The sequence below is a fragment of the Natrinema salsiterrestre genome (assembly GCF_029502005.1).
Lineage (GTDB): Archaea > Halobacteriota > Halobacteria > Halobacteriales > Natrialbaceae > Natrinema > Natrinema salsiterrestre.
The window spans coordinates 258,409-276,793 of record NZ_JAMQOT010000002.1 but is presented as its reverse complement, the minus strand read 5'-3'; the positions used below and the strand labels follow the sequence as shown (position 1 = coordinate 276,793).

Annotated in this window: 14 protein-coding genes and 1 pseudogene; 11 read left to right on the top strand and 4 right to left on the bottom strand. The window is 64.1% G+C overall.

What is annotated here, in order from left to right; genetic code table 11:
* The first annotated feature begins 60 nt into the window (after positions 1 to 60).
* Together NDI89_RS06795 and NDI89_RS06790 are read left to right on the top strand one after the other, a co-directional pair.
* Positions 61 to 1,914, top strand: coding sequence for a multicopper oxidase family protein (locus NDI89_RS06795; RefSeq protein ID WP_277520763.1), 1,854 nt, complete (start codon positions 61 to 63; stop codon positions 1,912 to 1,914).
* Between the two features lie 353 nt (positions 1,915 to 2,267).
* A complete protein-coding gene (locus NDI89_RS06790) occupies positions 2,268 to 2,726 on the top strand; it encodes an SPW repeat protein (RefSeq protein ID WP_277520762.1) in 459 nt (152 codons plus the stop codon).
* Between the two features lie 104 nt (positions 2,727 to 2,830).
* On the opposite strand, the gene NDI89_RS06785 is transcribed toward NDI89_RS06790, so the two are convergent.
* Positions 2,831 to 3,523: a cell surface protein gene (locus tag NDI89_RS06785; RefSeq protein WP_277520761.1), complete on the bottom strand. Its 693-nt coding sequence runs from the start codon at positions 3,521 to 3,523 to the stop codon at positions 2,831 to 2,833.
* 214 nt (positions 3,524 to 3,737) lie between these two features.
* Between NDI89_RS06785 and leuS the strand changes: the two genes are divergently transcribed.
* The 6 genes and pseudogenes from leuS to NDI89_RS06755 all read left to right on the top strand — a co-directional run bounded on the left by leuS (position 3,738) and on the right by NDI89_RS06755 (position 10,235).
* Positions 3,738 to 6,494: a leucine--tRNA ligase gene (leuS, locus tag NDI89_RS06780; RefSeq protein ID WP_277520760.1), complete on the top strand. Its 2,757-nt coding sequence runs from the start codon at positions 3,738 to 3,740 to the stop codon at positions 6,492 to 6,494.
* Between the two features lie 126 nt (positions 6,495 to 6,620).
* Positions 6,621 to 6,915: pseudogene (locus NDI89_RS06775) on the top strand (HalOD1 output domain-containing protein).
* Between the two features lie 93 nt (positions 6,916 to 7,008).
* Complete coding sequence (locus NDI89_RS06770; RefSeq protein ID WP_277520759.1) at positions 7,009 to 7,779, top strand: J domain-containing protein; 771 nt, start codon at positions 7,009 to 7,011, stop codon at positions 7,777 to 7,779.
* A gap of 132 nt (positions 7,780 to 7,911) precedes the next feature.
* The gene (locus NDI89_RS06765; RefSeq protein ID WP_277520758.1) at positions 7,912 to 8,517 is read left to right on the top strand and encodes a DUF420 domain-containing protein; all 606 of its coding nucleotides are present in this window, start codon (positions 7,912 to 7,914) and stop codon (positions 8,515 to 8,517) included.
* Positions 8,518 to 8,618: 101 nt separating this feature from the next.
* Complete coding sequence (locus tag NDI89_RS06760; protein WP_277520757.1) at positions 8,619 to 9,518, top strand: thiamine-phosphate synthase family protein; 900 nt, start codon at positions 8,619 to 8,621, stop codon at positions 9,516 to 9,518.
* A 30-nt stretch (positions 9,519 to 9,548) separates the two neighbouring features.
* A complete protein-coding gene (locus tag NDI89_RS06755) occupies positions 9,549 to 10,235 on the top strand; it encodes a class I SAM-dependent methyltransferase (RefSeq protein WP_277520756.1) in 687 nt (228 codons plus the stop codon).
* Positions 10,236 to 10,266: 31 nt separating this feature from the next.
* Here NDI89_RS06755 and NDI89_RS06750 read toward each other — a convergent pair whose 3' ends face one another.
* Together NDI89_RS06750 and NDI89_RS06745 are read right to left on the bottom strand one after the other, a co-directional pair.
* Positions 10,267 to 10,677, bottom strand: coding sequence for an acyl-CoA thioesterase (locus NDI89_RS06750; protein ID WP_277520755.1), 411 nt, complete (start codon positions 10,675 to 10,677; stop codon positions 10,267 to 10,269).
* Between the two features lie 404 nt (positions 10,678 to 11,081).
* Positions 11,082 to 11,843, bottom strand: coding sequence for a DUF7001 family protein (locus NDI89_RS06745; RefSeq protein ID WP_277520754.1), 762 nt, complete (start codon positions 11,841 to 11,843; stop codon positions 11,082 to 11,084).
* 213 nt (positions 11,844 to 12,056) lie between these two features.
* Between NDI89_RS06745 and NDI89_RS06740 the strand changes: the two genes are divergently transcribed.
* Positions 12,057 to 13,826, top strand: coding sequence for an ATP-binding protein (locus NDI89_RS06740; protein WP_277520753.1), 1,770 nt, complete (start codon positions 12,057 to 12,059; stop codon positions 13,824 to 13,826).
* 122 nt (positions 13,827 to 13,948) lie between these two features.
* On the opposite strand, the gene NDI89_RS06735 is transcribed toward NDI89_RS06740, so the two are convergent.
* Positions 13,949 to 16,594, bottom strand: a complete 2,646-nt coding sequence (locus NDI89_RS06735) for an AAA family ATPase (protein WP_277520752.1) — start codon at positions 16,592 to 16,594, stop codon at positions 13,949 to 13,951.
* Positions 16,595 to 17,004: 410 nt separating this feature from the next.
* Here NDI89_RS06735 and NDI89_RS06730 point away from each other — a divergent pair, with 410 nt between their 5' ends.
* Together NDI89_RS06730 and NDI89_RS06725 are read left to right on the top strand one after the other, a co-directional pair.
* A complete protein-coding gene (locus NDI89_RS06730; RefSeq protein WP_277520751.1) occupies positions 17,005 to 17,760 on the top strand; it encodes a hypothetical protein in 756 nt (251 codons plus the stop codon).
* 393 nt (positions 17,761 to 18,153) lie between these two features.
* Positions 18,154 to 18,375, top strand: coding sequence for a hypothetical protein (locus NDI89_RS06725; RefSeq protein WP_277520750.1), 222 nt, complete (start codon positions 18,154 to 18,156; stop codon positions 18,373 to 18,375).
* The last annotated feature ends 10 nt before the right edge of the window (positions 18,376 to 18,385 follow it).

Sequence of the window (18,385 nt, the reverse complement as noted above, 5' to 3'; positions counted from 1 at the left end):
ACCAGTGGAAGGGGAGTCAGCGCTATCGAGTCGGAGTGAATCGGAACGGGGGTGTCGCTAATGCGGGACCTTTCGCGGCGGCTGTTGCTTCGGGCGAGTGCGACGCTTGGTGTCGCAGGATCCGTCCCGAGCGGTGTCCTGGCGGCGGAGGACGAGCACGACGGTGATCACTCGGACGGGGACGGGGACGGGGGTCACTCGTCCGACGCGGGTGTCTCACCGCATCTCGAGAAATACAAACGGGAACTACCGATCCCGGAGGAACGACCGCCGGACGGCACGCGAAACGGTGCCGACTACCACGAGATCGAGGTGAAAGAGACCACGCACAGCTTCCACCCGGACCTCGAGGACACGACGATCTGGGGATTCGGCGGGCAGTTTCCGGGTCCGCTCCTCGCGGGCGACCGGAACGAGGAACTGGCGATCGAGTTCGACAACAGCCAACTGCCGGACGAGCACCTGTTCGAGATCGACGACCGAATCGAGGGAACCACGTCGGAGAACTACGTCGATTACGACGGTCCGGTCCCGGACGTGCGGACGGTGACGCACTTCCACGGACTCAACACTGCCACGGAAAGCGACGGGCAGGCCGATATGTGGACGTCCCCGGACGGGGTGACTGGCCCCCGATTCCAGCGGGACGTCCAAGAGATGCCCAATCGGCAGTCCCGAATGTCGACGGTGTACCACGATCACGCCCGCGGGATCAGTCGGCTAAACAATTACGCCGGCCTGGTCGGTCCCTACATCATCCGGAGTCAGAGGGAGGAGCAACTCGACCTGCCGGAGGACGAGTACGACATCCCGCTGGTACTGGCGGACCGCTCGTTCGAGGACGACGGGTCGCTGCACTACCCCGAGAAGTTCGTCGCGAACTTCGCCGGCGACACCGCCACCGTCAACGGCAAAGCGTGGCCGTATCTCGAGGTCGAGCCGCGCAAGTACCGATTCCGGATCGCGAACGTCTCCAACGGCCGAACGTACGACCTCAGCCTCGAGAACGAGGACGAGGACCACGACGCCGTTCCGACCATGTTCCAGATCGCGCCCGACCACGGGTTCCTGGAAGAGGTCGTCTCGATCGGCCACGGCGGCGACATGGAGTCGCTGATAGTGGCACCGTTCGAGCGGGCCGAGATCGTCGTTGACTTCTCGGATCACGCCGGCGAGACGTTTACCGTTACGAACGATGCCGAGTTCCCCTACGAAGGCGGCATGGATCACGGTGACGGAGGGATGGATCACGGCGACGGCATGGATGGCATGGACATGGGTGGCGATGGTGGGATGGGCCACGGAGACATGGAGCATCCCGAGATCGACGAGGTAATGCAGATTCGCGTGACCGAGGAGACCACCGAACCGGACACCAGCACGCATCCGTCCGATCTGCGACTCCCGAACCGTAACGGACCGAACCCGGCCGCCGCCAAGACGACGCGGGAGATGACGATGGGCATGGGGACGGACGAGCACGGGCTCATGATCCACAAGCTGAACGGCCGAACCTGGGGCGACGAGATTCAGCACAAACCTCAGCTCGGGACGACCGAGATCTGGGAGCTCGTCAACGACGACATGCACACCCATCCCATCCACCTTCACCTGGTCGAATTCGAGGTCCTCGAACGCGAGCGCCACAACACTGATCACGGTCCACAGCCCCCGCTTCCGAACGAACGGGGCGGCAAGGACGTCGTGCGGGTCAACCCCGGCGAAACCGTCAGGATCGCCGCGAAGTTCGGCGACTTCGCCGGCAAGTACCCCTTCCACTGCCACATCCTCGAGCACGAGGAACACGCCATGATGCGCATGTTCGAGGTCGTCGAAGGGAACTCGAACGACGCTCCGGGGCGTGACGCCGGTGGGAATTCGGGCCGGGAAGGCGGCCCGGATCGCGGCCGATAAGACGGCGGTCCGTTCCGATCGAGTCACCGACGCAAGAAGCCGACGGCGAACGGCTGTGGCTCTCGCGCAACTAGTTCGGTTGGATCAGGGCCGTCGTACATTCGGCATCTATCTTCAATTTTCGCACTGACTTGCCTTCCGAAGCGATCGTCGCCGTAGTAATACCGTATTTCTCGGTCCACGGGGACGGTACCAGTCACCCATTGCGATCGCGTAACTACTGTTTTGGATCTCCTCCCATCTCGTTGACGGATCGCCGGATAGCCCGTTCCGAAGCGGGTTTTCGGGCGAGTGAGCGGAACAGTCGTCCCTCTTTTTGGGTGCTCTAGCGGTAGCACCGATTGGGGGGAACTATGAGCGAGTCCACGACCAACGACCCGACGACCGGTGAATCGCACACCCACGATCAGGGTGAACCGGAGGGCCAGAAATGGCTCAGTGGTATCGTCTCGCTGATCGGGCTCTGGATCGCCGTTTCCCCGGTTTTCTACGACCAAGCCGCGTCGATGCTGTGGAACAACGTGCTGATCGGAGCCGCGATCTTCCTGCTGGCAGGCTACAACTACTACCGGATCAGCGACGGTCACTCGACGAGTACCGGCGTGATGTCACTGGTCGCCCTGCTGGCGCTGTGGACGGCCGTCTCCCATTTCGCGGTCGGCGGCGACATCGCGATGAGCGGCCTCGAGGTCGCCGGCGAGGGCCTCGCCTGGAGTAACGTCGTGTCGGGACTCATCGCTGCGGCGGTGTCGGCGTACGTCGCGTACACCGCCGGCCGCGAAGTCCCGCGGGGAACGGCCGCGGGAACCTGACTCCCCCGATCGCGGTCCGTTTTCGTTCCCGTTCCGTCCTGTAGATGTCGATCGATTTCGACGGGACGTGTCCACACAGGGGTTTCAGCGAGGGTCGCTCGCAGTCAGCCGTCGTCTCCGAACGGATCGACGTCGTCGGGCGGGCCGCGATCGTCCCCTGGCGGGCCAGCGTCTTCCGGTGGTCCCCGCTCGTCGTCACCCGGTGAACTTCGGTCGTCCTCCGCAGATTCCTCCTCGTCTGCGTCGTCCGTCAGTCCGACGTCCTCGAGTACCTCCTCGAGTTCGTCGATACCGGAGTCGTCAGCGCCATCGTCAGATGTTGGTTCTTCGGATTCGTCTGGCGTGTCGTCGTCATCGTCGTCATCGTCGGAAGATTCAGCTGGTTCGGCATCGTCATCGTCGGAGTCAACCGTTGATTCGGACGGTTCTTCGGGGTCGTCGGGTGACTCGGCTGGCGGTTCGGGCGACTCCTCGGGATCGTCGTCGATAGACGACTCGCCGTCGCTCGGTGGATCGGATTCGGACGCCGATCCGCTCGAGTCGCTCTCGTCACCGTCGGAGAGCGAGCTATCGGTATCGGTGGCAGTCGTCTCGGCCGTCTCGTCTTCGTCGCTCGCCTCGGTGGATTCAGCGGCCGAGACGCCGTCGCCCTCCACGGCGGTGGTGGGCGAATCCGTTTCCTCGGCCGTCATATCCGGGGCGAAAACGACCGTGAGGGCGCCGAACGCGAGGGCAACGGCCGCGATGGTGAGCAGCATCGCGAACGCCGACGGGAGGTCGTCTCGAATGCGGGACATGGTACCAGTCGATCGGAGGCGATCGACGCGCTTTGTTAATCTCGGCCCACAGTGGGCGCGGGCGGCACCCGGCGGCTGCGACGGGACCGGTATGCGGCCCCCAATGCTCGAGTCGAGCCGGACGATTCCGGTCGCGACGCCGGATGGCATCACCGAACGGCCGAACAATGATATAGCCGGCCCACTCAGTGGATGATAACGGACCTCGCCGACAATGACGAGTCATTACGATCACGCGCAGGTACAGGAGTTCTGGCAGTACGTCTGGGAGCGCGAGGACGTCTACGCGCTCGATGCCGACGCCGACGATCCGACCTACGTGCTCGGCATGTTCCCCTACACGTCGGGCACGCTCCACATGGGGCACGTCCGAAACTACGCGATTACGGACGCGTACTCGCGCTATCGCCGCATGCGGGGCGACGACGTCCTCCACCCCATGGGGTGGGACGCGTTCGGTCTTCCCGCCGAAAACGCCGCCTTCGAGCGGAAGACGGACCCGCGATCCTGGACCGAGGCGTGTATCCGGCGGATGCGCGAGGAACTCGAGACCATGGGCTTCGGCTACGACTGGTCTCGGGAGATTACCACCTGCGAACCGGAGTATTACCGGTGGAACCAGTGGCTGTTCAAACGGCTCTACGAGGCTGGGCTCGTCGAGTACGAGGCGGCGACGGTCAACTGGTGTCCCGACTGCGAGACGGTGCTGGCCGACGCCCAGGTCGCCGAGCGCGAGGACGAGCGCAACGGGCCTTCGGATCAGGGGAGCGATGAGGCTGCGAGCAGCGACGGCGACCGCGTCTGCTGGCGCTGCGAGACCCCCGTCGGACGGCGCGAACTCGACCAGTGGTTCTTCACGATCACCGACTACGCCGAGGAGCTCCACGAGGGACTCGACGAACTCGAGGGGTGGCCGGAGGGCGTTCGCGAGATCCAGCGCAACTGGATCGGCCGGCAGGAAGGCGCGCGGATCACGTTCGACGTGACCGGGTACGGTGACGATACCGAAGAGAGCGGTCCCGTCGACGTGTTCACCACGCGCCCGGAGACGGTCTACGGCGCGACCTACCTCGCGGTGTCGCCGGGGCACGAACTGGCTCGGACACTGGCCGACGACAACGACGACGTCGCGGAGTACGTCGAGACCGTCCGCGAACAGGACCCCGACGAAGTCGGCTTTTCGGGCGTCGAAACGGACGCGACGGCGATCCACCCGCTCACCGGCGAGGAACTCCCCGTCTACGTCGCCGGCTACGTTCTCGAGGACGTCGGCACCGGGGCCGTCATGGGCGTTCCCGGCCACAACGAGCGCGATCGCTCCTTCGCACGCGAACACGATCTCCCGGTCGAGCGCGTGATCGTTCCCGAGGGCGGAGATGATCGGACAGTCGACAGTAGCGACGACGAAACCGACGAAACGCCGGCCTACACCGGCGAGGGGATCCTCGAGAACAGCGGCGAGTACGACGGGCTCGCGAGCGAGATCGCCAGCGAACGGCTCGTGGCGGACCACGACGCGCTCGCTGAAGACGTCACCTACCGGCTGCGGGACTGGCTGATCTCCCGGCAGCGCTACTGGGGGACGCCGATCCCGGTCGTCCACTGCGACGACTGCGGCCACGTCCTCGTGCCGGACGAGGAGCTGCCCGTCGAACTCCCCGAGTTCGTTCGGACCACGGGCAACCCGCTCGAGGCCCACGAGTCGTTCCGCGAGACGACCTGCCCCGACTGCGGCGGGCCCGCCCGCCGCGAAACGGACACGATGGACACGTTCGTCGACTCCTCGTGGTACTACCTGCGCTTCCTCTCGCCGGACCTCGCGGATGCGCCGTTCGACGCGGAGCTCGCCGACGACTGGCTGCCGATCGACGTCTACGTCGGCGGCGACGAACACGCCATCCTCCACCTGCTGTACACCCGCTTCTTTACGAAGGCGCTGGCCGATATCGGGCTTCTCGAGCGGCGAGAACCGATTCGGGAGCTCATGAGCCAGGGGACGGTGCTGTACGACGGCGAGAAGATGTCCAGTTCGAAGGGGAACGTCGTCACCCCCGAGGAGTACGGTGCGGAGACGACCCGGCTGTTCGTGCTCTCGGCGGCTCACCCCGAACAGGACTTCGAGTGGACCGCCAACAACGTCCGCGGAGCGTACGACCTGCAGCAAACGCTCTATCGGATGGCGACCGAGTTCGTCGACGAGGGCACGCCCCGCGTCGAGCGGCGCGAACACGACGACTACGTGGCACGGGAGATCGATCGAACGACCGCGGCGGTCACCGAGGAGTACGACCGGTTCCGGTTCCACCGTGCCGCGACCGAGATCCGAGAGCTGGCACGCTTACTCCGACGATACCGCGAGTACGACGGCCCGCACGGCGACGTCTACCGACGCGGAATGCGTACGCTCGCCGCGCTGATCGCGCCCATGGCGCCCCACCTCGGCGAAGAACTCTGGAACAAACTCCGCGGGGAGGGACTCGCCGTCGAGGCCGACTGGCCCGAACCGACTCACGACGCCTCGTCCTACCGGCTCGAGCGGCAGCTGGTCGAGCGAACGCTCGGGGACGTGCGAGACATCGTCGACGTCGCCGCGATCGACGAACCGGAACGGATCGAACTGGTCGTCGCTCCGGAGTGGAAGTACCGTGCCGCCCATCTGACGAACCGGAGTGCGAGTGCAGAGGCCGACGGGATCGACGACGTCGGGTCGGTGGTCGACCGCGTGCTCGAGGACGACGTAATCGATGCCGACCGTGAGACCGTCGCGGCCTTCGTCGGTGAACTGGCCGGCCACGACGGCGATGAAAGCGGACAGACGCTCACCGGGGATCGCGAGTCGGCGATCCTCGACCGCGCGTCCTGGCTCGTCACCGACGAGTTCGGAGCGGACGTCGTCGTCCGACGGGCGAGCACGGACGACGAGCACGCGGCTCGAGCCCGGCCCGGCAAACCCGCGATTCACATCAGGTGACCGTCCGTCCGGGCGTCCTTCGATCCGACCGCGGTGGCCGTCTTCGTCCGCGACCGTGATCGACCGCGAGTGCGACCGAGACCGGAAGAACAGCTTTATTCGATCGACTTTGAAAAGACCGAGTACATGGAGAGGGGTGGGGATAGCGCCGACGGCCCGACAGGAACGCCGGCGAGCCGGGCGGTGATCGAAGCGGTCGCCGAAGCGGAAGGCGTTCCACCGACGACGGTCTCGCCGCCGGAGTACGAGTCGCTCCACGCCGTCGTCGACCCGACGGCGCTCGATGCGGTTTTCGCGGATCGGTCTAACGGGACGAGCAGACCCGGCGGGGACCGTCTCCTTCCCCTTCTGTGGCTACGACGTCACCGTCGAGCGGGACGGATCGGTGTCGCTCGAGGGACGGAACGAACGGGGCAATTGACGGCGTATCGGACCGTGAATTCGGGCACCCGACGGACCAGTTGAGACCGAACACGGAAAGACTCTTTTCGACGAAGGATCGATTACCGCCACGATGGAGAGCCACTACGAGGTCCTCGGACTATCCGTCGATGCCGACGAACGGGCAGTTCGGCGGGCCTATAGGTCCTTACTGAAGGAACACCATCCGGACCAGGGTGGCTCTCGAGAACAGTTCATACGAATCAAAGAGGCGTACGAAGCGATCCTCGGCGAGCGGGTGCCGGGCGAACGCGAGACGGACGGGGGTGCGATTACCCGGGGACACCCGGGGTCACACCGCCGCCAGCGGCCAACCTACGATCCGGACGAGCGCGACGATACCGACGACCGCGATCGAACCCACGAACTGACGGTCAGCGGCGAATACCTCACGGTGACGCTCGCCGGACTGGTTCACGACGTCGACCTCGCGGCGCTGGTCGACGGCCCCGTTACTGCCGCGACCGAGCGGACGGTCGCGTTCTTCCGCATCCACAATATGAGCGCCCGATCTCTCTCCTGGCAGGGGAAGACGAACACGAGTTTCATCGGCGACGACGGGTTCCTCTACGAGGGCTCGAGTATCGTCGCCGCCCACGCCACCGACTTCCCCGAGCGATGGGTCGGGACGGACGTCGAACTCGAACCGGGGCGAGCAGTGGACGGGGTCGTCGTCGCCCAGGAAATCCCGGGCGACGTCGACGTCGAACAGGTGATTTACACGCAACACGTTCCGCACGAGGAGTCCGACGACGGCGGCTTCGCGGACACCGAACGGTACATCTTCGACCTGAAACCGCTCGTTCGCGAGCGACTCGACCGGTTCCCGTTCGATCGGGACTGACCCGTATCGGTTCGACTCCCGGTGAGTCGGGTCGCCGATCGACTCGGATCCCGAATGCGGATCGCGATTAATTCCCCGTGCGAGCGTGCTGGAACAGCAAGGGTGATACGGCGGTGCTCCTAACGTCGGATAATGGCAACCGCTGACGCGAGACGCCGGCTCCGCGAGCAGCCGATCGGTGCAACGATCGTCCTGACGATCGTCGGGTACGCGCTGGTGCTCGGGACGTTCCTCCTGGATATCCCGCTCTATCCGGACTTGACGAACGCGCAGGTCAACCTGCTCTCCCACGTGATCGCGGTCATCAACACCACCGCGACGATCGTGTTGGTGCTCGGGTGGTACTGGATCCGCGCCGGCGAGGTCGAGAAACACCGGGCGGCGATGAGTAGCGGGTTCGTGTTGATCCTCGGATTCCTGGTCGTCTACCTGCTCAAGGTCGGCGGCGGCGGGACGAAGGAGTTCGTCGGCCCCGACCCGGTCTACTACGCCTATCTCGTGATGCTGGCGATCCACATCATCCTCTCGATCGTCTCGGTTCCGGTCGTCCTCTACGCGCTGGTACTCGGAGTGACCCACACGCCCGCCGAACTCCGGACCACGTCCCACGCTCGAGTCGGTCGGATCGCCGCGGGCTCGTGGATCCTGAGTCTCTTCCTCGGCGTCGTCACGTACGTCCTGCTCAACCACGCTTTCAGCTACGAGTTCGCGTCGATGATCGGCCCGATCGTCTTCTAGCGGTTCGATTCCGTTTCGTCCCTTCCGAGTCTTCCCCGAGCCCGGCGCACCCTCGGTACCGACAAGTTATCCCGCTGGCCGTTCCTATGCCCGAGCAACGAATGCAATTCGTCGAAGAAATCGTCGTAGACGAGTTCCTCCCCACTATCAGGTCGCTGCTCGCCGGCGATCTCCGGGACCGCGGGTTCACGCAGAGCGACGTCGCCGCAGTGCTCGGCATCAGCCAGAGCGCCGTCTCGAAGTACGCTCACGGCGACGTCACGATCAACGACCGTATCGCCGAGGATCAGCGGGTCCGGACGCTCGTCGACGAACTCGGCACCGGGCTGGCGGCCGGCGACATCTCGCCCGTGCAGGCCCTGATCGAGATCGAGGTCCTGATCCGCGACCTCGAGTCCGGTGGCGACCTCCTCGCGCAGCTCCACGAGGAGGCCGTGCCGGAACTCGCCGATCACGGCTCCGGGTTCCGAGTTCACGACCCCGAGAGCGATCTCCGGACGAGCGAGCGCGTCCTCTCGTCGCTCCGGCGCGGGCTGGGCATGCTCGAGACCGCCAGCGGGTTCACGAACCTGATCCCCGCGGTCGGCTCGAACCTGGTCGCCTGTACGCCGGACGCCGACGACGTCGACGACGTCGCGGGCGTCCCCGGGCGGATTTTCGACGTGAAAGGGCGAACCACCGTCCCCGCGGATCCCGAGTTCGGCGTCTCCGAGCACGTCGCTCGCGTGTTACTCGCCGCGCGCCGTCACGGCGCGGACGTTTCGGCGGGGATCAACGTCACGTACGAGCCGGGACTCATCGACGACCTGACCGAACGAGGCCACGTCGCCGCCGAGTTCGACGAATCGGGCGACGTCGCCTCGAGCGTCGGCGCGGCGATCGAAGACGAGCCGGCGGCGACGGTGCTGTACCAGACCGGCGGCATGGGCATCGAGCCGCTGATCTACGTCCTCGGTCCCGACGCCGAGTCCGTCGCGGACGCGATCCGGTCGATCATCTGAGCCGCCGATGGACGATAGCGAGCGCAGGCCATGACCGAATCAGCACAGGAGTTCTACGGCCGCTGGGCGCGCCTCTACGATCTGATCGCACGCCGAACGCCGGGTATCGCACGGCTCCGGGACCGGGCGGCCGCCGCCTGTCGACTCGATCCCGGCGACACCGTCGTCGAAATGGGGTGTGGCACCGGCGCGAACCTCCCGTATCTCCGCGAGCGAGTCGGTCCCGAGGGAACCGTGATCGGACTCGATTTCACGGGACCGGTGCTCGAGCGGGCGCGTGCGGCCACCGCGGCGTACGACAACGTCCACGTCCTGCGAGGGGACGCGACGCGGCCGCCGGTCGGCAGCGAGGGTTCGGAAGGAGACGCCGGTGAGATCGACGCCGTCCTCGCGACGTTCGTCGCCGGAATGCTCGAGGACCCGGCGGACGCGGTCGACGACTGGTGCGACCTCGTCGGTCCCGACGGCACCGTCGTTCTCGCAAACGCCGCTCGAAGTCAGGAATGGTACGCCCCGCCGGTCAACGCGGTCTTCCGGGCGATCGTCGTCCTCTCGACGCCGCCGACGACCAAGCTTCGGTACGAGGACGATCCACACCGACGGCTCGACGAGAAGATCGACGCCGCACACGCCCGCCTCCGCGAGCGCGCTATCGCCGTCGCGGACGAGACGCACGTTTTCGGCGTAGTTCGGCTTACGGGCGGGCGGCTCGAGTGAGGGAAGAGATATCCGCGCCGTTCCGACCCGATTATGCCGTCGCCTCGAGGCCCTCGTACTCCCGAATCCGTCGCGCCATCCCGTCGGGGATCGAGCTCGGCCGCTCCGTCTCGGGATCGACGTGGACGATCGTCGTTTCGGCGGTCGCCGCGACGGCATCGTCGGCCCGGATCTCGTAGGTCATGGTGCAACTCGAGTCGCCGAGCCGTGACACCGAGAGCGCGATCGTGGGGTCGTCGCCCATCCTGATCGGGCGGTCGTAGGAGATCTCGAGGTTCGCCATGACGAAGGAGATTTCCTCGGAGGGCAGTGCCGCGATCTCCCGGAGGTAGCTGGTGCGGGCGATCTCGAGGTAGCTGGCGTAGACGGCGTGGTTGACGTGGTCGAGCGGATCGAGGTCGCGATAGCGAACCGAGATGTCGACTGTGAACTCAGCACTCATTGTACGTTTCTCGAGCGGATTGAGACAAAAGTACGCACCGATTTGGGTATTCGCGGCTCCTGCTTCAGGGAAGGAAAGCGGCCGGAGAGACGGGTATCGCGTAAGATTTCTGGGGACGATATCGGGCGAACCCGTGAACGGCATCGGTGAGCGAGGGGCAGTCCTGTTCGAAAAGAGTGTCCCTGCTATCGTGGCGGCAGAGAATGGCCACGCCCTCCCCAGCCGATTCGTTCCCTTGCGAGGGGTTCACTCCGTTCACCCTCGCTTCGCTCACTCATCCCTCGCGCAATATCATCGGCTGCCTTCGCTAGCGCTCAGACAGCCGACAGCGCGCGCCACGGCATATCGGTTCGGGAGCGGAACCCGAGGGAGACTATCGCGTACTTCACCGGGATGCTCGATCGTCACTCGTACAGCCGCGCGTGTTCGCTACAGAACGCGGGCTCGCGAAGCTGGGCGTCGATCAGGTCCTCGTGGTAGTGTGCGTCGAACAACCGACATGCCTCCCGATCGCAGAATGCCTCACCGGTCTCGAGGAAGTGGTACGCCTGCAGGACGTACCCCCGAAGCGCGTCCGTCGTTCGCGGGTCGTCCTGGACGAGGAAGTCGCCCTCGACCTGATTCTCGAGGACCTCCCGCGGCGGCGCGTCGCCGGAAAGCAGTGCGTGGCGCTGTTTCTCCTTGTAGTACGCCTCGGGTTTAGCGGGCGCTTCGTAGAGGCCCGGCACCGAGGCGAGTCCGGGCTGTCCGAGGACGGTCACGCGCTTGTGCCAGCGGCCGTCGTGGTCGCCCCAGGTCCCGACGGCCCGGTCGAGGATCGGAACGTGAAGCGTCTCGAGCCCCCGTTCCTCGGCGGGAAGCGCGGAATTGAGTGCACGCTGGATCCCGACCCCGTCGTAGAGGACGCCGTCCTCGCGCTCGGGGTGCTCGAGCGCGCGCTCCTCGTAGCGGATCGTCCCGAGCATCGTGTTGCCGGTGTCGCGCTCGTACGGCGATGGGACCCGCGCCTCGGCGAAGCGTTCGGGGAGGTTTTCGGTGCGGTGGACCGCGAGGAACCGATCGCGGACGGTCACGTCGGCGTCGATCCGATCCGCGAGCCAGTCAGCGATCGCATCGACGTCGCAGACCGTCGTCGGTGCTCGATAGAGGACGACGCTATCGACCATGGTTCGCACCCAGTGTGGACGATTCGAACGGTCGATCGGTCCGTCGAGCGGCGCGGATCGACGGTTCGTCGGTGGAAGCCGCGGCCATATCCCGGTTGTACTACCCGGTAGTTGAAACGGGTTGCGGTTCTGCGGTTCGACCGATCGCGGACATCTCGATAGCATACTCCGATCGGCCACAACCCGTTTGAGGGCTGGAACGAAACGACCGGTATGATTCGGTTCGCCCTCCTCGTCGGGCTCTTTTTCGTCGCCGTCGTTTCCGTGCTCGTCGCGCGCTGGGTTCGACGACAGACGCGGGACCGTGCGGGGACCGTGATGATCGTCATTCTGCTCGTTCACGCCGTCATGGCCACCGCCGTCGCGGGACAGATCCTGAGCTCGAGCCTCGCGTGGAAGACCGGCTGGTCGCTCCTGTGGTACGCCCTCCTGCACGCCGTCAATCCGGTGTGGCTCCTCCTCGCGATCTATTACACCGGACGAGAGTACTGGCTGACGAAGGTGACCTGGGGGCTGGTGATCGCGGCCGCCGCGATTCCGGCCGGCTTGATTCTCACGAGCCCCGTTACCGATGTCCTGATCCTCAGCTGGAGACTCGAAGCGGAGCCGTTCCGACGACTTGCAGCGACGACTACCGCCGCGAACGAGGTCCTCCTGCTCGTGACCCTCGTCCCCATCGTCCTCGCGTTCGGGCTGTTCTTTCGGCAGTTCCTGTTCTCCTGGCGGACCGCGCGACTGCAGATCGGCGCGCTCCTCGCCGGGATGGCGTCGATCTTCGTCCCCGCGATTCTCGGCGCGAACGGCTTCATTCCCTCTCCGTACGGTCCAACCGGCGTGTACGGGGCCGGCATTCCGTTCGGGCTGTACGGGTCGGGCGTGTTCGGCGTCATCGTCGCGATCGGACTGTTCCGCACGAAACTGTTCGGGGTCGCACCGCTCGCACGAGACGCGCTCTTCGACTCGTTCGACGAGGGAATCCTCGTCGTCGACGCCGAACTGGCCATCGCTGATTACAACGATACGGCTCGCGAGTATTTGCCCACCATCGACGAGAACGTCGGCGAATCGCTGGATCACGCCTATCCCGCCTTCGTTCCTCGAGAGGAGACGCTCGTAACGGACGGGGGGACTGCCGTGTCCGAGGCCGACTTCGAGACGATCGAGGCGTCCGCGGAAACGGGATTCGCCGAGACCGTCCGATCGTCGGACGGCGATCGAACCCTTCGGATTACGGTCTTCGAGGTCGCTAGCGGGGGCGAACCGCGCGGGTACGGACTGATCGTTCGCGACGTCACGGAGCTCGAGGCCTACGCGGCCGACCTCGAGCGCAAGACCGAACAACTCGAGCGGTTCGCGGGCGTCCTCTCGCACGATCTCCGGAACCCGGTCTCGGTCGCGCTCGGGTACGCCGAACTCGAGCAGGAGAACCGGGAGTCCGAGCACCTGCAGAAGGCGATCGGCGCACTGGAGCGGATCGACGAGACCATCGAGGACCTCCTGATGCTCTCCCGAGAGGGCGAAGCAATCGACGACCCGGAGCCCGTCCCCCTTCGATCGGTCGTCGAAGAGGCGTGGACGACCAGTGAGACGAAAACCGCGGCGCTGAAAGTCGAGATCGGCGACGGAACGCGCGTCCGAGCAGACGCGTCCAGACTCCGGACGCTGCTCGAGAACCTCTTTCGAAACGCGGCCGAGCACGGCGGCGAGACGGTTCGCGTCGGCTCGCTCGAGGACGGGTTCTTCGTCGAGGACGACGGCCCGGGGATCCCCGTGGACGAACGCGAAACGGTCTTCGAATACGGTCGAACGACGAGGGAGGAGGGGACCGGCTTCGGCCTCGCCATCGTCAGATCGATCGCCACGGCGCACGGCTGGTCGATCGCGGCGACGGAGGGACGCGACGGCGGTGCACGCTTCGAGATTTCGGGCGCAGAGTACGCGGAACGCGTCAGCCCCGAAACGACGGCTGCGGATCCGACCTAGGACGAATCGACCGTTACGTCGTCTCGATACTTGCTCCCCGTTCACCGTCTCGATACTTGCTCCCCGTTCACCGTCTCGATGGTCGGCTGGGCCGTCACCGGAGAACCGACCGCGGTACGGGATCACTGGTGATACCAGGTATCGTCGTCCCGCCGACCTCCAGTGTCGTCGGCCCGCCGACTATCTGTGTCGATGTCGCCGGCCGTCTCGGCGCTGTCCGAGCCGAGGCTCGAGTCCGTCTCCGAGACAGCCGCGAGGAGGTGTCGCTCGCGGACGCGATCGCCCGCCCGCATCGCCCGCCGGGCCCCGTTGTCGGCCAGCAGGGCCAGATCGCTGGCCGCGTATCCGTCGGTGTATTCGACGACGGTTTCCCAGGTGATATCGGTGGCGACCGGCCGATCCGCGAGGTGAACCCGAAGGATTTCCCTGCGCGCGGTCGCGTCCGGCGGCGGCACCTCGATCCGCTCGTCGAAGCGGCCGGACCGCGAGACGGCGTCGTCGATATCGCTGATGCGGTTCGTGGCTGCGACGACCACGACCGCTTCGTCCCCGAGTGACTCGAGTTCGGTGAGCAACTGATTGACCAGCTGGCGCTGACTGGCGTTCCCGCCGCCGGTTCGCGCACCGGCGATGCCGTCGATCTCGTCGAGAAAGACCACGCAGGGCGCGTTCTGGCGCGCGATCTCGAAGAGATCGGCGACGTTCCGCGCGGGTTTGCCCATCCACTTGCTCGTCAGGTCCGCCGGGGTCACTTCGAGGAAGGAGTAGTCCAGTTCGCCGGCGAACGCACCGGCGACGTGCGTCTTCCCGCAGCCCGGCGGGCCGTGTAGCAGGACCCCGCTCGTCACGCCCAGTCCGTACTCGGCGTACCGATCCGCGTTCTCGAGGGGATCGATCACCGTCTCGTGCAACCGCTCTTTCAGGTCGTCCATTCCGCCGACGTCGTCGAACCCGCGGTCGACCGTCGGGGTGACCAGCGATCGGGCGCTCAGATCGACGCCGTCGGGCTGGGTGATCGTCTTCCCCTCCTCCAGCGCCCCGCCGGCCCAGTCCGGCACGCTCGAGTCGACGGCCTCGACGGCGGCGAGCAGGTGTTCGGAATCGATGCGCTCGTCGTCCCGAAGGGCCCGGCGCGCCGCGTCCGTCGCGATGTACTCGAGGTCGCTCGCCGCGTATCCCGCGGTGCGGTCGACGACCGACTCGAGCGCGAGACCGTCGACGACCGGTCGTTCCTCGAGATGAATCTCGAGGATCTCCTCGCGAGCGGCCGCGTCCGGCGGCGGCACCTCGATCCGCTCGTCGAACCGCCCCGTCCGCAGAATCGCGTCGTCGACGTCCTCGAGCAGGTTCGTCGCCGCGAGCACCAATACGCCGTCCGAAACGGCCTCGAGCTCGGTCAGGAGCTGGTTGACCATTCCCCGTTCGCTCGTGCTCGACTGGTCCTCCCGGGCGCTCGCGATGGCGTCGATCTCGTCCAGAAAGAGCACGCACGGCCGGTTCGCCTCGGCGATGGCGAAGACGTCCTGGACGTTTTCGGCGGGTTTCCCCATGTACTTGCTCGAGAGGTCGGCAGGGGTCACCTCGAGGAACGAATAGTCGAGCTCGCCGGCCAGCGCACCGGCCACGTAGGTCTTGCCACAGCCGGGCGGTCCGTGGAGCAAGACGCCGGAGACGGGGTCGAGCCCGTACTCCCGGAACTGGTCGGGCCGTTCGACCGGACCGATGACGGTCCGTCGTACTGTCTCCTTGAGGTCGGCCATGCCGCCGATGTCGGCGAAACATCGGTCCGGTGTCGGGTCCACCAGCGTCTCGGCGTCGAGCTCCGCGGTCTCGGGCTGGACTGGTTCGGAGTGCGGTTCGCCGTGATCATCGGTTCCATCGGTGGCGGTCGTCCGGTCGTCCGCCGTCTCTGCTGCATCGGACCCGTCGTCGGCGCGTCCGCCCGCGGTGTCTCCGTCGTGTCCGTCCGCGGCCTCGCCGGTGTGTCCGTCCGAAACGGTGCTATCGCTAGAGTCGGACCCGGAATCGCCGGTCACCGACGGAGCGGTCGGCTGCCGAATCGACGTGTGCGCGTACCGGGCGAGACGTCCCTTGTCCGCGCGGAAAAACGCGGAGAGCCACTCGTGGGACGAGCCGCCGTCGTCGCGCGTGTCTTCCGGATCTCGCACGACACCGATGAGATCTCGGTCGTCGGGCCGATACACTTCACCGACCCAGAACGGCAGATAGAGCCGCATCACGTCCGCGATGCCCTCGAACGCCGCGGGATCGAGATCCGACGGCAGCCCGAACGTGTCGACCAGTTCCTCGGCGTACGACGACGTGATCGACGCCGGGTCGTCGAACCGGTGGGATTCGACCACGTCCGCGAGCCGCTCCGGGAGCAACCGGCGCGCTCGCTGCGTCGGAACCTGAAAATCGAGCAGCACGGTCCGGCCCAGTCCCGGCCGATCCCGCCCCAGATCGTACGCGTCCAGCGATACGGGCTCGAGCGAGTCGGTTCCCGATCGGTACTGCTGTAGCGCGGCGTGATTGTCGGCCCAGAGCCCGTCGAGCAGCGTCACGCCGCGGGCCGTCTCGTCTCCCCACGGGAGCCGACTCTCCTCTTCGTACCGGTATTCGACCCGGAACACAGGGTAGAGAACGCGGTGGAGCCTCGTGAGCTCCGCGTCCGGTCCGACCGCCTCCGTCGCGTAGGACTCGAGCGAGTGTTTGATCGCTCCCGCTGCCGGTACCATCCGGTCGATCTCGACGGTATTCGGAATCATTCGTTTTCGTCTCCCCCCAGTCCCGACGGCCGACGGCGCGTCCGGTCCGTTCGGTGTGTCGTCATTACAACCGGATATATATTGGACAGAAATTACACTATCGGTTGGATTTAGTCGCTTTCTGTCGGCAACTACTGATTCGGCCCGTGATTGACTTCTCCGAGGTAGGCGTTGACAGCGTCGTCGACAGTAAGGATCGGCACGACGAGTCAGAGTTTTTTGATCGCGATGGTTCGGTCTTGAGAATGAAACTGAAAAATACTGTCTCAAAATCCAAGTAAATTTAAAAATTGGGCGTCCCCTTAACTATTATATGGGTTTCGGGGTTTCTATTGGGCTTATACATTTAATTATTGTTTATCAATCAAATCAAAATATTCTTTTTTGTTAAGGTGAAATAAACAATCGCAATGGTTGATAACCATAGCAGACGGAAATGGATTCGTGGTATCGGCATTGGAACTGCATCTCTGACTATCCCAGGCACAGCACTTGCTGATGGTGCTAATGGAGACGAAACAGAGGCAAACTATTACGATCAAGATGAAGGCAATCTTGATCTGACAGTCGAAACTGTTGAACTCGATGGGAAGACCGCTGTCCTTTCTGTTTGTGAAGACACTGATACTGGAGAGGAAGCAGCGTTTGTTTCCGAGATCGAAACTTCAGAGGCAGGAGTCCAATCGACGCAAGGCAAACTCAAAGGAGAGTTGACTCCGGCGGCAGAGCCAACTGTTGGGGCCCAAACCGCAGAAGCAGACGATGCTTCGCTCCTGAAGAGAAGTGATCCAGAAAAGGTGAAAGAGGTGATTCGGAAACTCAATGAAGATGGTGTTGACACTCTGGATCATGGCGGATGGGAAGGAGTGATTCATAACCTTCCTACTGAGGCCGAAGATTACATCGTGCGTGCCGAATGGTATATGAACGACCTAGAGGAAGATTGTGAGGCTGATTTCTGGGAAGCTCCGACTCATTGGCAGTTTGGGATCGGTGTCGAATGGACAGATCTTATGGATGACTTAATTTCAAATGCTGCGTTCACCGCAGCCCTAGGTAGTCTACTCGGCGCAGGCTTGAGTGCCGCAGCAGCATCAATTACGGGACCAGGCGCAGGTGTAGCAGCTGCGGTAGGTCTGGCGGCCGTGCAGTTATTGGAGCCGTAGCAGGCGTGATGTGGGACCATGCAAAAGATTCGAAGTATCTCACATTTGGTCTCCAAGACACTGATGTTTGTGCAGGTGCTTGGAGGTTCGAAACCTGTGCGCCCGCTATGCGAAGCTTCGGCAATGGGCACTACCTTGATGAATCGGAGGACATCGGGTCATTCAGCTACCACCCTGGCCACATGAGAGACCAAGATACGATTATGACAGCAGTTGGGGAGGCAGCGTTACCAGGAGCTCCGATCAACACCTCCCGAGAACTCGTCGAATGGTTCGTTGACAATGCTGGTGACCTCGACATAAACATACCGAACCCATTTTAAGTCACAGAAATATAATATAATGTTTAATTATATCCAGAAGATATTTATATATAGACCATGGTAAATTATTATGAGAGAGATGAGCACTAATGAAAAGAACGAATCGAACGAAAGTGCAATAATAGCTTTTTTATTTATGGGAACGGCAGGGCTTACTGGAAGTGCTGTTACATATGCAATTACAGAATTGTTTAACGTCCACTCCTCAGTGATAGAGGCAGTTATAGTAATATTTATGATCACGTTTTATATGTCTATATTCTATAATGCTTACAAATCTATTCTCCTCTGATTTTATAACT

Bases quoted from the DNA above. Each gene is read 5' to 3' on its own strand.
- NDI89_RS06765 (WP_277520758.1), top strand. From the start codon at position 7,912: ATGGCAACCGCTGACGCGAGACGCCGGCTCCGCGAGCAGCCGATCGGT.
- NDI89_RS06725 (WP_277520750.1), top strand. From the start codon at position 18,154: ATGAGAGAGATGAGCACTAATGAAAAGAACGAATCGAACGAAAGTGCA.
- NDI89_RS06770 (WP_277520759.1), top strand. From the start codon at position 7,009: ATGGAGAGCCACTACGAGGTCCTCGGACTATCCGTCGATGCCGACGAA.
- NDI89_RS06785 (WP_277520761.1), bottom strand. From the start codon at position 3,523: ATGTCCCGCATTCGAGACGACCTCCCGTCGGCGTTCGCGATGCTGCTC.
- NDI89_RS06745 (WP_277520754.1), bottom strand. From the start codon at position 11,843: ATGGTCGATAGCGTCGTCCTCTATCGAGCACCGACGACGGTCTGCGAC.
- NDI89_RS06730 (WP_277520751.1), top strand. From the start codon at position 17,005: ATGGTTGATAACCATAGCAGACGGAAATGGATTCGTGGTATCGGCATT.
- NDI89_RS06740 (WP_277520753.1), top strand. From the start codon at position 12,057: ATGATTCGGTTCGCCCTCCTCGTCGGGCTCTTTTTCGTCGCCGTCGTT.
- leuS (WP_277520760.1), top strand. From the start codon at position 3,738: ATGACGAGTCATTACGATCACGCGCAGGTACAGGAGTTCTGGCAGTAC.
- NDI89_RS06790 (WP_277520762.1), top strand. From the start codon at position 2,268: ATGAGCGAGTCCACGACCAACGACCCGACGACCGGTGAATCGCACACC.
- NDI89_RS06750 (WP_277520755.1), bottom strand. From the start codon at position 10,677: ATGAGTGCTGAGTTCACAGTCGACATCTCGGTTCGCTATCGCGACCTC.
- NDI89_RS06760 (WP_277520757.1), top strand. From the start codon at position 8,619: ATGCAATTCGTCGAAGAAATCGTCGTAGACGAGTTCCTCCCCACTATC.
- NDI89_RS06795 (WP_277520763.1), top strand. From the start codon at position 61: ATGCGGGACCTTTCGCGGCGGCTGTTGCTTCGGGCGAGTGCGACGCTT.
- NDI89_RS06735 (WP_277520752.1), bottom strand. From the start codon at position 16,594: ATGATTCCGAATACCGTCGAGATCGACCGGATGGTACCGGCAGCGGGA.
- NDI89_RS06755 (WP_277520756.1), top strand. From the start codon at position 9,549: ATGACCGAATCAGCACAGGAGTTCTACGGCCGCTGGGCGCGCCTCTAC.